Source organism: Saccharopolyspora dendranthemae (genome assembly GCF_007829955.1).
GTDB classification, from domain to species: domain Bacteria; phylum Actinomycetota; class Actinomycetes; order Mycobacteriales; family Pseudonocardiaceae; genus Saccharopolyspora; species Saccharopolyspora dendranthemae.
The window spans coordinates 249,300-269,626 of sequence record NZ_VIWX01000004.1 but is presented as its reverse complement, the minus strand read 5'-3'; the positions used below and the strand labels follow the sequence as shown (position 1 = coordinate 269,626).

The window sequence follows — 20,327 nt, the reverse complement described above, 5'->3', positions numbered from 1 at the left end:
AGGAGCTGACCATGAACGACTCCAGCGACAAGGTCGTCGAGGCGCTGCGCGCGGCGGTCAAGGAGACCGACCGCTTGCGGCGGCAGAACAGGCAGCTGGTGGCGGCGGCGACCGAACCCGTCGCCATCGTGGGCATGGCGTGCCGCTACCCGGGCGGTGTCGACTCGCCGGAAGAGCTGTGGGACCTGGTCGCTTCCGGCCGGGACGCGACCTCCGAGCTGCCCACCGACCGGGGCTGGGACGTGGGTGCGCTCGGCAGCGCCGGCGTCGACGAGCGCGGCGCCGGCATCAGCGTGCGCGGCGGATTCCTCTCCGGCATCGGCGATTTCGACCCCGGCTTCTTCGGCATCTCCCCGCGCGAAGCGCTGACCATGGACCCGCAGCAGCGGCTGCTGCTGGAGACGTCCTGGCAGGCGATCGAGAGCGCCGGGATCGATCCGACCTCGCTGCGGGGAAGCCAGACCGGCGTGTTCGTCGGCACCAACGGTCAGGACTACCAGCACCTGCTGATCCGCTCGGTGTCCGACGCGACCGGCGACATCGGCACCGGCATCGCCGCGAGCGCGGAGTCCGGGCGCGTGTCCTACGAACTCGGCCTGGAGGGGCCCACCGCCACGATCGACACGGCGTGCTCGTCGTCGCTGGTGTCGTTGCACTTCGCCGTGCACGCGCTGCGCGCCGGTGAGTGCGGGCTCGCGCTGGCCGGTGGCGTGAACGTGATGTGCACGCCGGGCTCGCTGGTGGAGTTCAGCCGCCAGGGCGGTCTGGCCCCCGACGGCCGGTGCAAGGCCTTCTCCGACGACGCCGACGGCACCGGCTGGTCCGAGGGCGTGGGAATGCTGGTGCTGGAACGGCTTTCCGACGCCGAGCGCAACGGGCACTCGGTGCTGGCGGTGGTGCGCGGCTCGGCGGTGAACTCCGACGGGGCGTCGAACGGCTTCACCGCACCGAACGGCCGCGCTCAGCAGCGCATCATCCGCCAGGCGCTGAACCAGGCAGGGCTCGAACCGTCCGAAGTGGACGTCGTCGAGGCGCACGGCACCGGAACTCCGCTGGGCGACCCGATCGAGGGGCGCAGTCTGCTCGCCACCTATGGGCAGGAGCGCGACACACCGCTGCTGGTGGGCACGATCAAGTCCAACATCGGGCACGCGCAGGCGGCGGCGGGCGTCGCAGGCGTGATCAAGATGGTCATGGCGATGCGGCACGGGGTGGTGCCCGAGACGCTGCACGTCTCCGAACCCTCCTCGCACGTGGACTGGTCGGCGGGATCGGCCGAGCTGGTCACCTCGCCGGTCGAGTGGCCCTCCAGCGACCGCCCCGCACGCGCGGGCGTGTCGTCGTTCGGCGTCAGCGGTACCAACGCGCACGTCATCCTCGAAGGCCGGGACCAGGCCGAGGCACCCGCCGAGGAGCCGCCGGGGCTCGTTCCGTGGCTTCTCAGCGCCCGATCCGAGGCGTCGCTGGACCAGCAGGTCGACCGTGTCCGGGGGGTGCGGGAGAACCCCTTGGACGTCGGGTACTCGCTGGCGACCGGGCGGGCGACCTTCGAGCACCGGGCGGTGCTGCTCGACGGCCGGGAAGTGGCCAGGGGCGAAGCCCGCAAGCACGTGCTGGCGGTGCTGTTCTCCGGTCAGGGCTCGCAACGCCTCGGGATGGGGCGCGAGCTCCACGCGCGGTTCCCGGTGTTCGCCGAGGCGCTGGACGCGGTCCTGCTGCACCTCGATCCGCAGGTGCGCGAGGTGATGTGGGGTGAGGACGCCGAGGCGCTGAACCAGACGGGTTTCGCTCAGCCCGCGTTGTTCGCGGTCGAGGTCGCCCTGTTCCGGCTGGCGGAGTCCTTCAGTCTCCGCCCGGCGAAGCTCGTGGGGCACTCGGTGGGCGAGATCGCTGCGGCGCACGTGGCCGGAGTGCTGTCGCTGGAGGACGCGGCGGCCCTGGTGTCGGCTCGCGCGCGGCTGATGCAGGCGCTGCCGGAGCGCGGCGCGATGGTCGCCCTGGAGGCGAGCGAGGACGAGGTCGTGGGGCACCTGTCCGAGCGGGTGTCGATCGCGGCGGTCAACGGGCCGGCGTCGGTGGTGGTCGCCGGTGCGGAGTCGGAGGTGCTGGAGCTCGCCCAGCATTGGAAGTCGAAGCGGCTGAGCGTGTCCCACGCGTTCCACTCGCCGTTGATGGATCCGATGCTGGAGGAGTTCCGGGCCGCGATCAGCGGACTCACCTTCCACCAGCCCCGGATTCCGGTGATCGCCTCCGGTGACGTGACCTCGCCGGAGTACTGGGTGCGGCACGTGCGGGAGACCGTGCGGTTCGCCGACAACGCCGCCGCCGCGAGCGAATCCGGCGCCACCGCCTTCCTCGAACTCGGTCCGGACGCCGTGCTCTCGGCGCTCGTCGGCGATGCCGTCCCCTCGCTGCGCAAGAACCGCGACGAGGAGGCCGCGTGGTTCACGGCCCTGGCGCAGCTGCACGTCACCGGTGTCGAGGTGGACTGGTCGTCGTCGTTCGCGGGCGGCCGTCGAGTGGACCTGCCGACCTACTCCTTCGAGCACCAGCGGTTCTGGCCCTCGGTGTCGGTGAGCGCGGGCGACCCGGCCGGCCTCGGGCTCTCCGCCGCCGACCACCCGCTGCTCGGCGCCGCGATGACGGTCGCGGGATCCGACGAGATGATCCTGACCGGCACCCTGTCGCTGGCCGCGCACCCGTGGCTGGCCGACCACCTCGTGGACGACCGCGCGCTGCTGCCCGCCTCCGCCGTGCTGGAGCTGGCCTCCTACGCCGCCGATCGCATCGGCTGCGACCGCGTCGAACGGCTCACCCGGCTCGCGCCGCTCGTGCTGCCCGACGACGGTCCGGTGCAGGTGCAGCTGCGGATCGGCGAACCGGACGAGGCCGGCCGCCGCGAGCTGCGGCTGCACGCGCGCGCTGACGAGGAAGCCGAGTGGGTCCCGCACGCCGAAGGTGTCCTCGCCGCGGACGAGTGCCGGGCGGCGTTCGACTTCGGCGAGTGGCCACCGCGAGGTGCGACCGTCGTGGACATCGCCGGTCTCCACGACGAGGCCGCCGAGGTGGTGCGCGGCCCCGTGTTCCGCGGCCTGCGCGCGGTGTGGCGTCGTGCCTCTCCTGACGGCTCCGAGGTCTTCGCCGAGGTCGCGCTGCCGGAGGTCTCGGAGGGAAGTTCCTTCGGCCTGCACCCCGCGCTGCTCGACGCCGCGCTGCACGCGGCCGGATTCCTCGGCGTGGACGGCGTGCCGGCCGACTGGGCCGACGTCTCCTTGCACGCGTCCGGAGCCTCGGTGCTGCACGTGCGCCTGACCGCCGCCGGTGATCGCGTGTCCGTCGCCGCCGCCGATGTCTCCGGCGACCCGGTCCTCTCGGCGCAGGTGACCTTCGCGCCGGTCCCGGAGCCGGCGGCAGCCGCCGACCTGCGCTCGCTGTTCCAGCTCGACTGGGTGCCCCAGCGGGTCGATCCCGTCGACCGCGAGGACTGCGTGCTGCTCGGCGAGGACGTGCTCGGACTCGGGATCCCCGCGGTACCCGTCCTTCCCGACGAGGTGCCGCCAACGGTCGTCGTGCCGCTGGTCGGCGGCGTCGAACCCGAGCACGCGCACCAGCTCACCGCCCACGTGCTCGCGTTGCTGCAGGAGTGGTCGACCGCAGGTTCCGCGCTGCTCTTCGTCGCGCGCGGTGCGGTGTCCGGCGACGATCCGGCCGCCGCCGCGGCCTGGGGCCTGGTGCGCGCCGCGCAATCGGAGAACCCCGGCCGGTTCCTGCTCGTCGACCTCGACGACGCCGACGAGTCGGCGGCCCTCCTGCCGCGGCTGCCCGCCCTGCTGGGCGCGGGCGAGACGCAGGTAGCGGTGCGCGCGGGAGAAGCGCGGGTCGGCCGCCTCGCTCGCGCGACCCTCCGCGAGAGCACCGCACGCGCGTGGGACCCCGAGGGCACCGTGCTCATCACCGGCGGCACCGGAGGGCTCGGTGCGGCGCTGGCGCGGCACCTGGTGTCCGAACGCGGCGTCCGCGCGCTGCTGCTGGTGAGCCGCCGCGGTCCCGACGCCCCCGGAGCCCCCGAACTCCGGGCAGAGCTGGAAGAACACGGCGCCGAGGTGACGGTGGCGGCGTGCGACGTCGCCGACCGCGACGCGCTGGCAGCCCTGCTGGCCCCGGTGCGGCTGACCGCCGTGATCCACACCGCGGGCGTGCTCGACGACGGCGTGATCGGCTCGCTGACGCCCGAGCGACTGGAGAAGGTGCTGCGGCCCAAGGTCGACGCCGCCTGGCACCTGCACGAGCTCACCCGCGACCAGGACCTCGGCGCGTTCGTCCTGTACTCGTCGGTGGCCGGGGTGATGGGTGCGGCCGGGCAGGGCAACTACGCGGCCGCCAACAGCTACCTCGACGCGCTCGCCGCGCACCGCCGCGGCCTCGGCCTCCCCGCGCTGTCGCTGGCGTGGGGAGCTTGGGAGGCCGGTGCGGGCATGACCTCCACCGCGCCCGAAGCGCGCCGGACGCCGACCCTCTCGGTCCCGCGAGGGCTCGCGCTGTTCGACGCGGCGGTCGCCTCCGACGAGGCGCTGCTGGTGCCGCTGGCGACCGGGACGAGGCCCGCCGGGGGAGAGGTCCCGGCGATCCTGCGCGGTCTGATGCGGCCGGGCCGGCGCGTCGCGGCCAGCGGGCGCGGTGCTGCCGACGGTGCCCTCGCCGACCAGCTGGCCGGACTGCGCGAGGAGGACCGGCTGCGGCACGTCACCGACGTCGTGCGCGACGAGGCCGCGGCGGTGCTCGGGCACGCGTCGGGCTCGGACGTCCGCGCGGACCGGGAGTTCCGCGCGCTGGGCTTCGACTCGCTGACCGCCATCGAACTGCGCAACCGGCTCGCCGCCGCGACCGGCCTGAACCTGCCCGCGACGCTCGCGTTCGACCACCCGACCCCGCGAGAGCTCGCCGAGCACCTGATCGCCGAAATCTCCGGCGAGCGAGGCGATCTCGACTTCGTCCCGCAGCACGCCGACATCGACGACGACCCGATCGTCATCGTCGGGATGAGCTGCCGGTTCCCGGGCGCGGTGCGCTCTCCCGAGGACTTCTGGCGGCTGCTCGCCGACGGCACCGACGCCATCTCCGGTTTCCCGGCCGACCGCGGGTGGGAGCAGGACCCGCTGGCCGACGGAGACACCGCCGAGGGCGGTTTCCTCGACGGCGCAGCCGATTTCGACCCGGGGTTCTTCGGGATCTCACCGCGCGAGGCGGTGGCGATGGACCCGCAGCAGCGCCAGCTGCTGGAGGTCGCGTGGGAAGCCGTCGAACGCACCGGCATCGACGCCCGGGAACTGCGCGGCAGCAGGACCGGCGTGTTCATCGGCACCAACGGCCAGGACTACACCCAGCTCGTGCTCCGCTCCTGCGAGGAGATCATGGGGCACTCCAGCACGGGCCTGGCCGCCGCGGTCATCTCCGGTCGCCTCTCCTACGCCTTCGGGCTCGAAGGGCCCGCCCTCACCGTCGACACCGCCTGCTCCTCGTCGCTGGTCGCGCTGCACGTGGCGGCGCAATCGCTGCGCTCGGGCGAATCCTCGCTCGCGCTGGTTGGCGGTGTCACGGTGATGTCGACCCCGATGAACTTCGCCGGGTTCAACGCCCAGGGCGGCCTCGCGCCGGACGCTCGGTGCCGCGCGTTCTCCGACGACACCGGGGGCACCGGCTGGTCCGAGGGCGTCGGCGTGCTGGTGGTGGAGCGGCTCTCGGACGCCGAGCGCAACGGGCACCGCGTGCTCGCCGCGGTGCGCGGCTCGGCGGTGAACCAGGACGGCGCCTCCAACGGACTGACCGCGCCGAACGGTCCGGCGCAGCAGCGCGTGATCCGGCAGGCCTTGGCCAACGCGGGACTCGAACCGTCCGATGTGGACTCGGTCGAGGCGCACGGCACGGGGACCACGCTCGGCGACCCGATCGAAGCGCAGGCGCTGATCGCCACCTACGGCCACGACCGGCAGCACCCGCTGCTGCTCGGCGCGGTCAAGTCCAACCTCGGCCACACGCAGGCGGCCGCGGGCGTGGCCGGGGTGATCAAGATGGTGCTGGCGATGCAGCACGGGGTGGTGCCACGGACGCTGCACGTCACCGAGCCGTCCTCGCACGTCGACTGGTCCGCCGGAGCCGTCGAGCTGGCCACCGAGCCCAGGCCGTGGGTGGAGCTGGACCGCCCGCGCCGCAGCGGCGTGTCGTCGTTCGGGCTCAGCGGCACCAACGCGCACGTGATCCTGGAAGCAGGACCCGTGCAGGACGAGGTCTCGGACCGGGAGCCCACCGGGCCGGTCCCGCTGCTGGTCAGCGCCAAGTCGGAGGCCGCGCTGGACGCCCAGCTCGATCGCGTCCGCGCGCTCGACGGCGACCCGCTGGACATCGGGTACTCGCTGTCGGCCCACCGCAGCACCTTCGAGCACCGCGCGGTGCTGCTGGACGGCCTGGAGATCGCCAGGGGAGTGGCCGGCGACCCCGCGCCGGCGCTGCTGTTCTCCGGTCAGGGCTCGCAGCGCCTCGGCATGGGCCGCGAGCTCCACGAGCGATTCCCGGTGTTCGCCGCCGCCCTCGACGACGTGCTCGCGCACCTCGACCCCTCGGTGCGCGAGGTGATGTGGGGCGACGACGCCGACCGGCTCGACGAGACCGGGTGCTCGCAGCCCGCGCTGTTCGCCGTCGAGGTCGCGCTGCACCGGCTGGTCGAATCGTTCGGCGTGCGGACCCGTTTCGTCGCCGGCCACTCGATCGGCGAGATCACCGCAGCGCACGTGGCCGGTGTGCTGTCGCTGCAGGACGCCTGCACGCTGGTGTCGGCCCGCGCGGACCTGATGCAAGCGCTCCCCACCGGCGGCGCGATGGTCGCGATCAACGCCACCGAGCAGGAGGTCGAGCCCGAGCTCAGCCCGGAGATCGCGATCGCCGCGGTGAACGCGTCCGACTCGGTCGTCGTCTCCGGAACCGAGGACGCGGTCGCGGATCTCGCCGCGCGGTTCGCCGAGCAGGGCCGCAAGACCACCCGGCTCAAGGTCAGCCACGCGTTCCACTCGCCGCTGATGGACCCGATGCTGGCGGACTTCCGGGCCGCGATCAGCGGGATCACCTTCCACGAACCGCGCATCCACCTCGCCACCAGCGGTGACGTGACCTCGCCGGAGCACTGGGTGCGGCACGTGCGCGAGACGGTCCGGTTCGCCGACGCCGTCGCGTCGCTGCGCGAGTCCGGTGCCACGACGTTCTTGGAGATCGGGCCCGGCGGTGTCCTGGCCGCACTGGTCGACGGCGCCGTCGCGTCCCTGCGCAAGGACCGCGGCGAGGAGACCGCGCTGCTCACCGCCCTGGCACGGCTGCACGTCAGCGGTGTCGAGGTCGACTGGTCTCCGATCTACGACGGCGGCCGGTCGATCGACCTGCCGACCTACCCCTTCCAGCACGAGCGGTTCTGGCCGGAGATCGCCGAGAGCGCGACGGCGGCGGCCGACCGCGCTGACGACGCGTTCTGGTCGGCGATCGAGCGCGAGGACCTCGACTCGGTCGCGGCGACGCTGAACCTCGACGACGAGACGGTCGCCGCCGTCGTGCCCGCGCTGTCGGCCTGGCGCAGCCGGCGCCAGACGCGATCCGCGGTCGATTCCTGGCGGCACCGCGAGACCTGGCACCCGCTCACCGGTCTGGCCTCCGGGCGGTCGGGACGGCGGCTGGTCGTGGTGCCCCGGCGGCTCGTCGACGACCCGTGGGTGTCGGCGGTGCTCACCGCCCTCGGACCGGACGCCACCCGCCTGGAGGTGGCTCCCGGTGCCGACCGCGCCCACCTCGCCGAGGTGATTGACGAGGTCGAGGGGCAGCACACCGAGGTCGTGTCGCTGCTGGCGCTGGACGACCCCGGTGACCTGACTCCGGTGCTCGGCACCGCCGCGCTGGTGCAGGCGCTCGGCGACATCGGCACCACCGCTCCGCTGTGGGCGCTGACGCGCGGAGCCGTCTCCGCCGGCCGTGCGGACACCGTCACCAGCACGTGGCAGGCCGGTGTCTGGGGCCTCGGCCGGGCGGTCGCGCTCGAACACCCGCACCGCTGGGGCGGACTCGTCGACCTGCCCGAGCAGGAGTGGGACGAGCGCGCCGCGGCGCGGCTCGCGGCGATCATCAGCGGCGATTCGGGGGAGGACCAGGTCGCCCTCCGCCCGGGCGGGGCGTTCGGCCGCCGGATCGTGCCCTCCCCCCGGACGACCGAGGTCGCCGAGTGGGAACCCTCCGGCACCGTGGTCATCACCGGTGGCACCGGCGCGCTGGGCTCCCACGTGGCCCGGGATCTCGCGCGACGCGGGGCGCAGCGGCTGGTACTGCTGAGCCGTCGCGGACCGGACGCGCCGGGCGCCGCCGAACTGGACGAGCAGCTGCGCGAATTCGGCGCCGAGGTGTCCACCCTCGCGTGCGACGTCGCCGACCGGGCCGCGGTGGCCGAGGTGCTGTCCGGGCTGTCCGAGGTCACCGCAGTGGTGCACGCGGCAGGCGTGCTCGACGCGGGTGAGGTCCGAGCGCTCACGCCCGAGCGGTTCGCCGAGGTGTTCCGCGCCAAGGTCGACTCCGCGACGGTGCTCGACGAGCTGACCCGAGACCTGGACCTGACCGCGTTCGTGCTGTTCTCGTCCACGACCGGGGCCGTCGGCGACGCCGGTCAGGCCGGCAGCGCCGCGGCGAACGCGGCGCTCGACGCCCTCGCGCAGCAGCGGCACGCGGCGGGCCTGGCCGCGACCTCGATCGCCTGGGGAGCCTGGGCCGGCGAGGGCATGACGGCCCAGGCCGGGGCGACCGAGCAGATCCGGCGGCTCGGTGCGTCCACTCTGGACCCCGAGCGCGCGCTGGCCGCGCTGCGCAGGTCGGTCGCCGAACCCGCTCCCGCGGTGGTGATCGCCGACCTCAACCGCTCGCAGCTGCTCGGCTCGTTGCTGAGGCTGCGCAACAGCCCGGTGCTGTCCGAACTCCCCGCGGCGCGAGGCGTTCTGGCGGAGCTCGCGGCCGGCCGCAGCGATGGCGAGACCGGGGCGCAACTGCGGCAGGACCTGCGCGACGCCCACCCCGGCGACCGCGTCGAGGTGGTGCTCGAGGTGGTGCTCGGGCACGCCGCCGCGGCGCTCGGCCACGCCGAGGCGTCGGCGATCAGCGCCGACAAGGCCTTCCGCGACCTGGGCTTCGACTCGCTGACCGCGGTGGAGCTGCGCAACCGGCTCATCGAGGCCACCGGCCTCGCGCTGGCGACGGGCCTGGTCTTCGACCACCCGACGCCCCGGGGGCTCGCCGAGTTCCTGACCGACGAGCTGCTGGGCACCGACGACGTCGCCGACGCGCCCGCTCGCATCCGCGAGGACGGGCCGCTCGGGAGCACCGATGACATCGCGATCGTGGGCATGGCCTGCCACTACTCCGGCGGTGTCGACTCGCCCGAGGACCTGTGGCGGATGCTGGTCGAGGGACGCGACGCGATCGGCGACTTCCCGACCGACCGAGGCTGGGACCTGGCGGGCATGACCAGCTCCACCGGCAAGGGCGGTTTCCTCAGCGGTGTCGCCGACTTCGACCCCGAGTTCTTCGGCATCTCGCCGCGCGAGGCGCTGGCGATGGACCCGCAGCAGCGGCTGCTGCTGGAAACGTCCTGGGAGGCCTTCGAGCGCGCCGGCGTCGACCCGACCTCGTTGCGCGGCAGCCGCACCGGCGTGTTCGTCGGCACGAACGGGCAGGACTACCAGCAGGTCGTGATGGCCGCCAACGAAGACCTCGAAGGCCACGCCAGCACCGGCTTGGCCGCGAGCGTGCTGTCCGGCCGGCTGTCCTACGTGCTGGGCCTGGAAGGCCCGGCGGTCACCCTCGACACCGCCTGCTCCTCGGCGCTGGTGTCGATGCACCAGGCCGCGCAGGCGCTGCGGGGCGGCGACTGCTCGCTGGCGCTGGCCGGCGGGGTGAGCGTGCTGGCGACCCCGACCAGCTTCGGCGGCTTCTCCCTGCAGGGCGGCATCGCGGCCGACGGGCGGTGCAAGGCGTTCTCCGACGACGCCGACGGCACCGGCTGGTCCGAGGGCGTGGGAATGATCGTCCTGCAACGGCTTTCCGACGCCGAGCGGGACGGGAACCAGGTGCTGGCCGTGCTGCGCGGGTCCGCGGTCAACCAGGACGGCGCGTCCAACGGCCTGACGGCGCCGAACGGTCCCTCGCAGCAGCGCGTCATCCGCGATGCGCTCGCGAGCGCCCGACTTCGTCCGTCCGAAGTGGACGCCGTCGAGGCGCATGGGACGGGCACCGCGCTGGGTGACCCGATCGAGGCGGAAGCCCTGGTGGCGGCCTACGACCACGACCGCGAACGCCCGCTGCTGATCGGTTCGGTGAAGTCCAACCTCGGTCACTCGCAGGCCGCGGCCGGCGCCTCGGGCGTGATCAAGGTGGTCATGGCGATGCGCCACGGACTGCTGCCCCCGACGCTGCACGTCTCCGAACCTTCTTCGCGCATCGACTGGTCCGGCGGGATCGAGCTGCTGACCCGGGCCACCGAGTGGCCCGCAGGTGACCGGCGTCGGCGCGCGGGCGTGTCGTCGTTCGGCATGAGCGGCACCAACGCGCACCTGATCCTGGAATCGGTCGACGCCGTCGAGCACCCCGCCGTCGAGCACCCCGCCGGAGACCACGCGGGAGCCGTTCCGCAGCTGGTCAGCGCGAAAACCGAGGAGGCGCTGGACGCGCAGGTCGAGCGGGTTCGCGCGGTCGAGGCGAACCCGCTGGACGTCGGGTACTCGCTGGCGACCGGGCGGGCGACCTTCGCGCACCGGGCGGTGCTGCTCGACGGCGCGGAGATCGCCAGGGGAGTGGCGGCGGACGGGCCGCTGGCGGTGCTGTTCTCCGGTCAGGGCTCGCAGCGTCTCGGGATGGGGCGTGAGCTCTACGGGCGGTTCCCGGTGTTCGCCGATGCGCTGGACGCGGTGCTGCTGCACCTCGATCCGCGGTTGCGCGAGGTGATGTGGGGTGAGGACGCGGAGGCGCTGAACCAGACCGGAGCCGCGCAGCCCGCGTTGTTCGCGGTCGAGGTCGCGCTGTTCCGGCTGGCGGAGTCCTTCGGTCTGAGCCCCCGTTTCCTGGCCGGTCACTCGGTCGGCGAGATCGCGGCCGCTCACGTGGCCGGTGTGCTCTCGCTGGAGGACGCGGCCACTCTCGTGACCGCCAGGGCGAGCCTGATGCAGGCGCTGCCCTCCGGCGGGGCGATGGTCGCCCTGGAGGCGAGTGAGACGGAGGTCATGGGGCACCTGACCGAAGGGGTGTCGATCGCGGCGGTCAACGGCCCGAGGTCGGTGGTGATTGCCGGTGCCGAGGACGAAGTGCTGGGTCTGGCGGATCGGTGGAAGTCGAAGCGGTTGAGCGTGTCCCACGCGTTCCACTCGCCGTTGATGGATCCGATGCTGGAGGAGTTCCGGGCCGCGATCAGCGGACTCACCTTCCACCAGCCGCGCATCCCGGTGATCGCCACCGGTGACGTCGCGACCTCGGAGTACTGGGTGCGGCACGTGCGCGACGCCGTGCGGTTCGCCGACAACGTGGCGTCGCTGCGCGAGTCCGGTGCCGCCCGGTTCCTCGAAATCGGTCCGGACGGGGTGCTCTCGGCGATGGTCGGAGACGCGCACCCGATGCTGCGCAAGGACAGGACCGAGCAGGTCGCCACGGCCACCGCGCTCGCCCGCCTGCACGTCGAGGGCGTGCGCGTGGACTGGGGCGCGTGGTTCGACGGGACCGGGGCGCGGCGGGTGGACGTGCCCACCTACCCGTTCCAGCACAAGCGGTTGTGGCCCAGGACCTCCGCGGTCGGCCGGGCCGACGCGCGATCGTTCGGGCTCGACCGGGCCGGGCACCCGCTGCTGTCGGCCGCCGTCGCCGTGGCCGGGACCGAGGAGCTGGTGCTCTCCGGCAGGCTCTCGGTCTCCACGCACCCCTGGCTCGCCGACCACGTGGTCGGCGGTGCGGTGCTGCTGCCCGGCACCTGCTTCCTCGACTTCGCCCTCCGCGCCGGTGACATGGCCGGATGCGACCGGGTGGACGGGCTCAGCATCGTCGTCCCGCTGGTGCTCGGCGAGCGCGACGCCGTCGACGTGCAGGTGCGGGTCCAGGAACCCGACGACGCCGACCGCCGCGCCGTGACCATCCACTCGCGCCCGGCCGACACCGAGGAGTGGACCAAGCACGCGAGCGGCACGCTCGTGGCAGGCGCGCACACCGCCGAGTTCGACACCGCCGAGTGGCCACCCGTCGACGCCGAAGAGCTCTCCCTGGAGAACTTCTACGCCGGTCTGCAGGAATCCGGGCTCGGCTACGGGCCGGTGTTCCAGGGACTGCGCGCCGCCTGGCGCCGGGACTCGGAGGTGTTCGTCGAGGTCGCGTTGCCCGACTCCGTCGAGGACGCCGGTTCCTTCGGCGTGCACCCCGCGCTGCTGGACGCGTCGCTGCACGCGATCGCCTTCGTCGACGGCGCCGGTCAGGGGCTGCCGTTCGCGTGGGACGGGGTGTCGCTGCACGCGATCGGGGCTTCGCGGCTGCGGGTGCGCCTGTCGCGGGCGGGCAAGTCGGGCGTGTCGGTGGCGGCGGTCGACGTCGAGGGCAAGCCGGTGATGTCGGTGTCCTCCCTGGTCGTCCGCACGCCCTCGGCCGAGCAGCCCGCACCCAAGCCGGCGGAGGACGGGCTGTACCGCCTCGAATGGGTGCCGGTGGAGGTCGACGACGACGTGGACGGTCCCGAGGTGGACCTGGTCGAGATCTCCGGTGACATGAAACCGGAATCGGCGCACGTCGAGACCGAGCGCGTGCTCGACATGCTCCAGCAGGCGCGCAAGCCGATCGTGTTCGTCACCCGCGGCGCGGTCTCCGTCTCCGGTGAGCCGATTGCCGACCTGGGAGCGGCCTCGGTGTGGGGCTTGGTGCGCTCCGCGCAGGCCGAGCAGCCGGGCCGGTTCCAGCTCATCGACCTGGACCCGGACGCGACCGTGACGCCCGGCATGTTCGTCACCCGCGAACCGCAGCTGGTCGTGCGCGACGGCAACGCCTACGCGGGACGGCTCGCCCGGATGGCCTCCAGCGGCGGGCTCGTGCCGCCGGCGGGCGTCCCGTGGCGACTGGACATCTCCCAGCGGGGCAGCCTCGACGACCTGGAACTCGCGCCGTACCCGGAAGCGCTGGAACCGCTTGCGGGACGCCAGGTTCGGGTGTCGATTCGCAGTGCGGGCATGAACTTCCGCGACGTCCTCAACGCCCTGGGCATGTACCCGGGCGAGGCCGGTGCGCTGGGCAACGAAGCCGCCGGTGTCGTGGTCGACACCGGCCCGGACGTGACGGACCTGCGGGTCGGCGACCGCGTGTTCGGCATGCTGCCCGGCGGTTTCGGGCCGCTGGGCGCGGTCGACGAGCGGCACCTCGCGCGGCTGCCGGAGAACTGGTCCTTCGAGGTCGCCGCCTCGGTACCGCTGGTGTTCCTCACCGCCTACCACGCGCTGGTGGACCTCGCCGACGTGCGGCCCGGCGAGAAGGTGCTGGTCCACGCCGGTGCCGGTGGTGTCGGCATGGCCGCGATCCAGATCGCCCGGCACCTCGGCGCCGAGGTGTTCGCCACCGCCAGTGAGGGCAAGTGGGACGTCCTGCGCGGGCTCGGCGTCGCCGACGACCACATCGCCTCCTCGCGGACCGTGGAGTTCGAGCAGCACTTCGCCCAGGGCGTCGACGTCGTGCTCAACGCCCTGTCCGGTGAGTTCATCGACGCCTCGCTGCGACTGCTCGGCGAGGGCGGTCGCTTCCTCGAGATGGGCAAGACCGACCTGCGCGATCCGGAGGCTCTGCCGGGGATCCGCTACCGGGCGTTCGACCTGGGCTGGGTCGATCCCGATCGCATCCAGGAGATGCTGATCGAGCTGCTGCGGCTGTTCGACGACGGCGTCCTGGAGCCGCTGCCGATCGCGGGCTGGGACGTGCGCCGGGCGCGCGAGGCGTTCCGGTTCATGAGCCGCGCCAAGCACATCGGCAAGATCGTCCTGTCGATGCCCGAGCCCTGGGATCCCGAGGGCACCGTCCTGATCACCGGTGGCACGGGTGGTCTGGGCGCCGAGCTCGCACGACACCTGGTCGTCGGGCGGGGTGTGCGGCACCTGCTGCTGCTGAGCAGGCGAGGACCGGACGCCCCGGGCGCGGCGGAGCTGCGAGAGGAGCTCGCCGAGCACGGCGCCGACGCGGTGATCAAGGCCTGCGACCTCAGCGATCGCGACTCGCTCGCCCGAGTGCTGTCCGAAGTGGACCGCCCGCTGACCGCGGTGGTGCACGCCTCCGGTGTGCTCGACGACGGTGCGATCGGCTCGCTGACGCCCGAGCGGTTGGAGAAGGTGCTGCGGCCCAAGGTCGACGCGGCCTGGCACCTGCACGAGCTCACCCGCGACCAGGACCTCGCCGCGTTCATCCTGTACTCGTCGGTGTCCGGCCTGCTCGGCACCCCTGGCCAGGGGAACTACGCTGCGGGCAACAGCTTCCTGGACGCGCTCGCGGCGCACCGGCGACACCTCGGTCTGCCCGCGGTGTCCCTGGCCTGGAGCGCGTGGGCGTCGTCGCTGGGCATGACCGGCACGATGGACGCGCGGCAGCTCCAGCGGCTGGAGAAGTCGGCCCTGCCGCCGCTGCCGGTCGAGATGGGCCTCGCGCTGTTCGACGTCGCCACGACCGTGGACGAACCGCTCGTCGTGCCCGCGCAGATCAAGGTCGGCGCGCTCGACGGGATGCTGCCGCCGATGCTGCAGGGACTCGTGCGCGGCGGCAGGCGCGCCGCGGCCCCGGGGACCGAAGGTGCCACGGCGGCGTCGCAGCTGCAGGGCGTGCCGCCCGCGCAGCGCGCTCGTGCCGTCGTGGACCTCGTGCGCGGCGAGGCCGCGGCGGTGCTGGGGCACTCCTCGGCGGAGGAGATCGACGAGGAGCGGGAGTTCCGCCAGCTCGGCTTCGACTCGCTGACCTCCGTGGAACTGGGAAACAGGGTCGGCGCCGCAACGGGTTTGACGTTGCCCGCCACGCTGGTCTTCGACTACCCGACGCCGCGCGAGATGGGCGAGTTCCTGCTCGGCGAGCTGTTCGGCTCGGAAGCAGAGCTCGACGAGGACGTCGTCGCGGGCGCCGACGTCCGCGACGACCCGATCGCGATCGTCGGCATCAGCTGCCGCTTCCCCGGCGATGTCGACTCGCCGGAGGCGGTGTGGCAGCTGCTGGCCGACGGCCGCGATGCGATGGGACCGTTCCCGCAGGACCGCGGGTGGGACCTCGACGCGCTCAACGGCGACGGGCCCGGGCACAGCGCCACCGATCGCGGCGGTTTCATCTCCGGCATCGCCGACTTCGACCCGGCGTTCTTCGGCATCTCGCCGCGCGAAGCCGTGTCGATGGACCCGCACCAGCGGCTGACGCTGGAACTGTCCTGGGAGGCGCTGGAACGAGCGGGCATCGACCCGGTGTCGTTGCGCGGCAGCCGGACCGGCGTGTTCGTCGGTGCCAGCGGCCAGGACTACGCCCACCTCGTGCTCGGCTCGGATCTGAGCATGGGCGGCTACTCGGGGACCGGTACCTCGCCGAGCATCATCTCCGGCCGCCTGTCCTACGTTCTCGGGCTCGAAGGCCCGGCCATGACGATCGACACCGCCTGCTCGTCGGCCCTGGTCGCGCTGCACGTGGCGATGCAGGCGCTGCGCAACGGCGAGTGCTCGCTCGCACTGGCCGGAGGCGTCCAGCTGATGTCGACGCCGGGCGCGTTCATGGAGTTCACCCAGCAGAACGGGCTCGCGAGCGACGGCCGGTGCAAGCCCTTCTCCGACAGCGCCGACGGCACCGCCTGGTCGGAGGGCATCGGCGTGCTGGTGGTGGAGCGGCTCTCCGACGCGGAGCGCAACGGGCACGACGTGCTCGCCGTGCTGCGCGGTTCCGCGGTGAACCAGGACGGCGCCTCCAACGGCCTGACGGCGCCGAACGGCCCGTCGCAGCAGCGCGTCATCAAGCAGGCGCTCGCCAGCGCCGGACTCGTGGCCGCCGACGTCGACGCCGTGGAGGCGCACGGCACCGGCACGACGCTGGGCGACCCGATCGAGGCGCAGGCGCTGCTGGCCACCTACGGCCAGGACCGGGAACGCCCGCTGCTGCTGGGGTCGATCAAGTCGAACATGGGCCACACCCAGGCGGCGGCGGGCGTCGCCGGGGTGATCAAGATGGTCATGGCGCTGCGCCACGGCGTGCTGCCGAAGACGCTGAACGTCACCGAACCCTCCACGCACGTCGACTGGTCGGCGGGAGCCGTGCGGTTGCTGACCGACCCGACCGAATGGCCCTCGCTCGGTCGGCCCTCTCGCGCCGGTGTGTCGTCGTTCGGCATCAGCGGCACCAACGCGCACGTGATCCTCGAATCCGCCCCCGCCGTGGTGGAAGGGGCCGTGGAAGGGGCCGTGCGTTCCGACGACGAGCGGGTCTGCGCACCGTGGGTGGTGTCGGCCAAGACCTCCGAGGCGCTGGACGCCCAGATCGAGCGCCTCTCCTCCGTCGAGCACGACCCGCTCGACGTCGGGTGCTCGCTGCTGCGGCGCTCGGCGTTCGAGCACCGCGCGGTGCTGCTGGACGGAACGCAGATCGCCCGGGGCGAGGCGCGACGGCGATCGCCGGCCGTGCTGTTCTCCGGCCAGGGCAGCCAGCGCCTCGGCATGGGACGCGAGCTCCACGCGCGCTTCCCGGTGTTCGCCGACGCGCTGGACGACGTGCTCGACCGGCTCGCACCCGAGCTCCGGGACGTCATCTGGGGCGACGACGCCGAGGCACTGGAGCGGACCGGCAACGCCCAGCCGGCGCTGTTCGCGATCGAGGTCGCGCTCTACCGGCTCGCTGAATCCTTCGGCGTCGTCCCGGACTTCGTCGGCGGTCACTCCGTCGGCGAGATCGCGGCCGCGCACGTCGCAGGCGTGCTGTCGCTGGACGACGCCTGCACCCTGGTGTCGGCGCGCGCCTCGTTGATGCAGGCGCTGCCCGAGGGCGGGGCGATGGTCGCGATCCAGGCCGACGAAGCCGAGGTGACCGCGCACCTGACCGACGAGGTGTCGATCGCCGCGGTCAACGCACCCGGTTCCGTGGTGCTCTCCGGGGCCGAGACCGCGGTGCTGACGATCGCTGAGAACTTCGCCGAACAGGGCCGCAGGACGCGGCGACTGTCGGTCAGCCACGCGTTCCACTCGCCGCTGATGGAGCCGATGCTGGAGGAATTCCGCGCCGTCGTCGCGGATCTGTCGTTCTCCGAACCGGTGATCCCGGTGGTGTCCAACCTCAGCGGCCGCATCGCCGGTGGCGACGAGTTGCGCTCGCCGGAGTACTGGGTGCGCCACGTCCGTGAAGCGGTGCGCTTCGGCGACGGGGTCGCCGCGCTGGAGAGCGCCGGGGCGGACGCGTTCCTGGAGATCGGCCCGGATGGTGCGCTCTCGGCGATGGTGGACGGTTGCGTACCGATGCTGCGCAGGGACCGAGACGAGCAGGAATGCCTGGTGACCGCGCTGGCACGGCTGTTCGTCACCGGTGTCCGCGTCGAGTGGCAGCGACTGTTCGCCCGGACCGGTGCGCGACGCGTGAACCTGCCCACCTACCCGTTCCAGCACGAGCACTACTGGCCGAAGCCCGCCGAGAGGGCCGGTCACGCCGGAGGAATCGGCCTCGCGTCGTCCGAGCACCCGCTGCTGGGCGTGGCGATGGAGGTCGCGGGCTCCGAGTCCGCCGAGGGATCACGCGCCGTCGCGTTCACCAACCGGCTGAGCGAGGCAGTGCCGGAGTCGGCGTTCCTCGAACTCGCCTTCGCCGCAGCCGACCACGTCGGCTGCGGGCTGGTCTACGAGCTCACCGTCGTCGAACCCCTGCTGCCCGGGGTGGTGCAGGTCTGGGTCGACGGTGCCGGCGACGACGGTCGTCGACGCATCGCGGTGCACTCGCGGCAGTCGGAGGACCAGCCGTGGCGCAAGCACGCCGCCGGTGTGCTCGCCCCCGAAGCCCCGGCAGCCGAGCGCTTCACCGAGCAGTGGCCGCCGCAGGGGGCGGAACCCGTCGAGGTGCCGGACCCGGAGCTGGTGCCGAGGGCGTGGCGGATCGGCGATGACGTCTACGCCGAGATCGTCCTGCCGGAGGACTCCGACGCAGCCGGGTACGGCGTGCACCCGGCGTTGCTGACCGCCGCCGTCGGCGCGGCCGCGCAGGACGACCGGATCGCGCTCGAATGGCGCGGCGCAGCGCTGCACGCGGTCGGCGCCGCCGAGCTGCGGGTCCGCGCCTCGCTCCGGGACGACTCGATCGGCCTGGTCGCGATCGATCCCGGCGGAGCGCCGGTGCTGAGCGTCGAATCCGCGGAGCTGGGCGCTCCCGTGGCCGCTGCGGCGGCCGCCCCGCGCGATTCGCTGCTGCGGCTGGACTGGGTCCCCGCGCAGGCGAAGGCGTCGGTGGGGGAGGCGCGCTGGGCCGTGCTCGGGCACGACGAGATCGGCGCGCGAGTGGCCATCGAGAAGTCCGGGAACCAGGTGGTGTCCGCGGCTTCCCTGGCCGAAGTCGCTGCGGAGGATCAGGTTCCCGACGTCGTCCTGGTGCCGCTGACCGGCGAGGGTCGCGGCGCCGAGGCCGCGCACGACGCGGCGGCGCGCGCCCTGCGGTTCGTGCAGGAGTGGCTGGCCGAGGATCGGCTCGCGGGCAGCCGCCTGGTGTTCGCCACCAGCGGTGCCGTCAGCGGCGACGATCTCGGTGCGGCGACCGCGTGGGGGCTGGTGCGCTCGGCGCAGTCGGAGAACCCCGGCACGTTCCTGCTGGTGGACCTCGACGAGCCGGACGCGCTGCCGCTCGTGCCGGAGCTGCTCGACGACGGGGAGACTCAGGTGCTGCTGCGCGACGGCGAGGCGCTGGTCGCCCGCCTCGCCCGCACCACCGGCGAAGCCGGATCTCGCGACTGGGATCCCGAGGGCACGGTCCTGATCACCGGTGGCACCGGTGGACTCGGCGCCGAGCTCGCCCGCCACCTGGTCGTCGAACGCGGTGCGCGACACCTGCTGCTGGTCTCTCGTCGCGGGATGGAGGCCGTGGGCGCGCAGGAAATCCGGGACGAACTGGCCGGACACGGCGCGAACGTCGGTGTCGCCGCGTGCGACATCGCCGATCCCGGCTCGGTCTCCCGACTGCTGTCCGAAGTGGAGCGACCGCTGACCGCCGTGGTGCACGCCGCGGGCGTGCTCGACGACGGCATCGTCGAGGCGTTGACGCCCGAACGCCTGGACGACGTGCTGCGCCCCAAGGTCGACGGCGCGTGGAACCTGCACGAAGCCACGCGCGAGCTCGACCTCGCGGCGTTCGTGCTCTACTCCTCGGTCGCCGGGGTGATCGGCTCGGCGGGCCAGGCCAACTACGCGGCGGCGAACGCCTTCCTGGACGGGCTGGCCGCCCACCGGCGCGCTCGCGGAATGGTGGCGACCTCGCTGGCCTGGGGTCCTTGGACCGGTTCGGTCGGCATGACCAGCGGTCTGGAAGACGGTGCCGCGGAACGCATCGGGCGCTCCGAGATGCCGCCGCTGTCGGTCGAGCAGGGCCTCGCGCTGTTCGAGGACGCGACAGGTCGCGACGACGCGCTGCTGATCGCGGCGCGGATCAACTCCGGACGTCGCGACGGCCCGGTGGCGGCGGTGCTGCGGGGACTGGTCCGCGGCGGCAAGCGGGTCGCCGCCGGTCGGCGCTCCGACGCGGACCTGACGACCAGCCTCGCCGGGATGGGCGCCGAGGAGCGGAGGCAGCACCTGGTGGGACTGGTGCGCGGCCACGCCGCCGGAGTCCTGGGCCACGGCTCCCCGGAGGCGATCGACCCGGGCAAGGAGTTCCGGCAGGTCGGCTTCGACTCGCTCACCGCGGTGGAACTGCGCAACAGCCTGTCCGCGGCGTGCGGGGTGAAACTGCCCTCCACGCTGGTGTTCGACCACCCGACACCGGCCGAGCTCGCCGGATTCCTCGACGGCGAGCTGTTCGGCGGTGAGCAGGACGCGGCTGCCGCGCTGCTCGGCGAGCTCGACCGCCTGGAATCCCTGCTGGCCTCGTCCGATCCGGAGGACCGGGCGCGCTCCGGCGCTCCGGCGAGGCTGCGCAACCTCTTGGCCCAGTACGACGGTTCGGCCACGGCCACCGAGGAGGTGACCGTGACCGAACGGATCCACGCGGCCAGCACCGACGAGGTCCTGGCGTTCATCGACAACGAGCTCGGCCGCGACACCGAGCGCTAG

1 protein-coding gene is annotated in these 20,327 nt (G+C 73.2%); it reads left to right on the top strand.

Going from position 1 to position 20,327, the window contains the following annotated elements; translation table 11 throughout:
* The first annotated feature begins 11 nt into the window (after window positions 1-11).
* Complete coding sequence (locus tag FHU35_RS29965) at window positions 12-20,327, top strand: type I polyketide synthase (RefSeq protein ID WP_145741839.1); 20,316 nt, start codon at window positions 12-14, stop codon at window positions 20,325-20,327.

Coding starts and splice junctions, on each gene's coding strand:
- FHU35_RS29965 (WP_145741839.1), top strand. CDS start 12: ATGAACGACTCCAGCGACAAGGTCGTCGAGGCGCTGCGCGCGGCGGTC.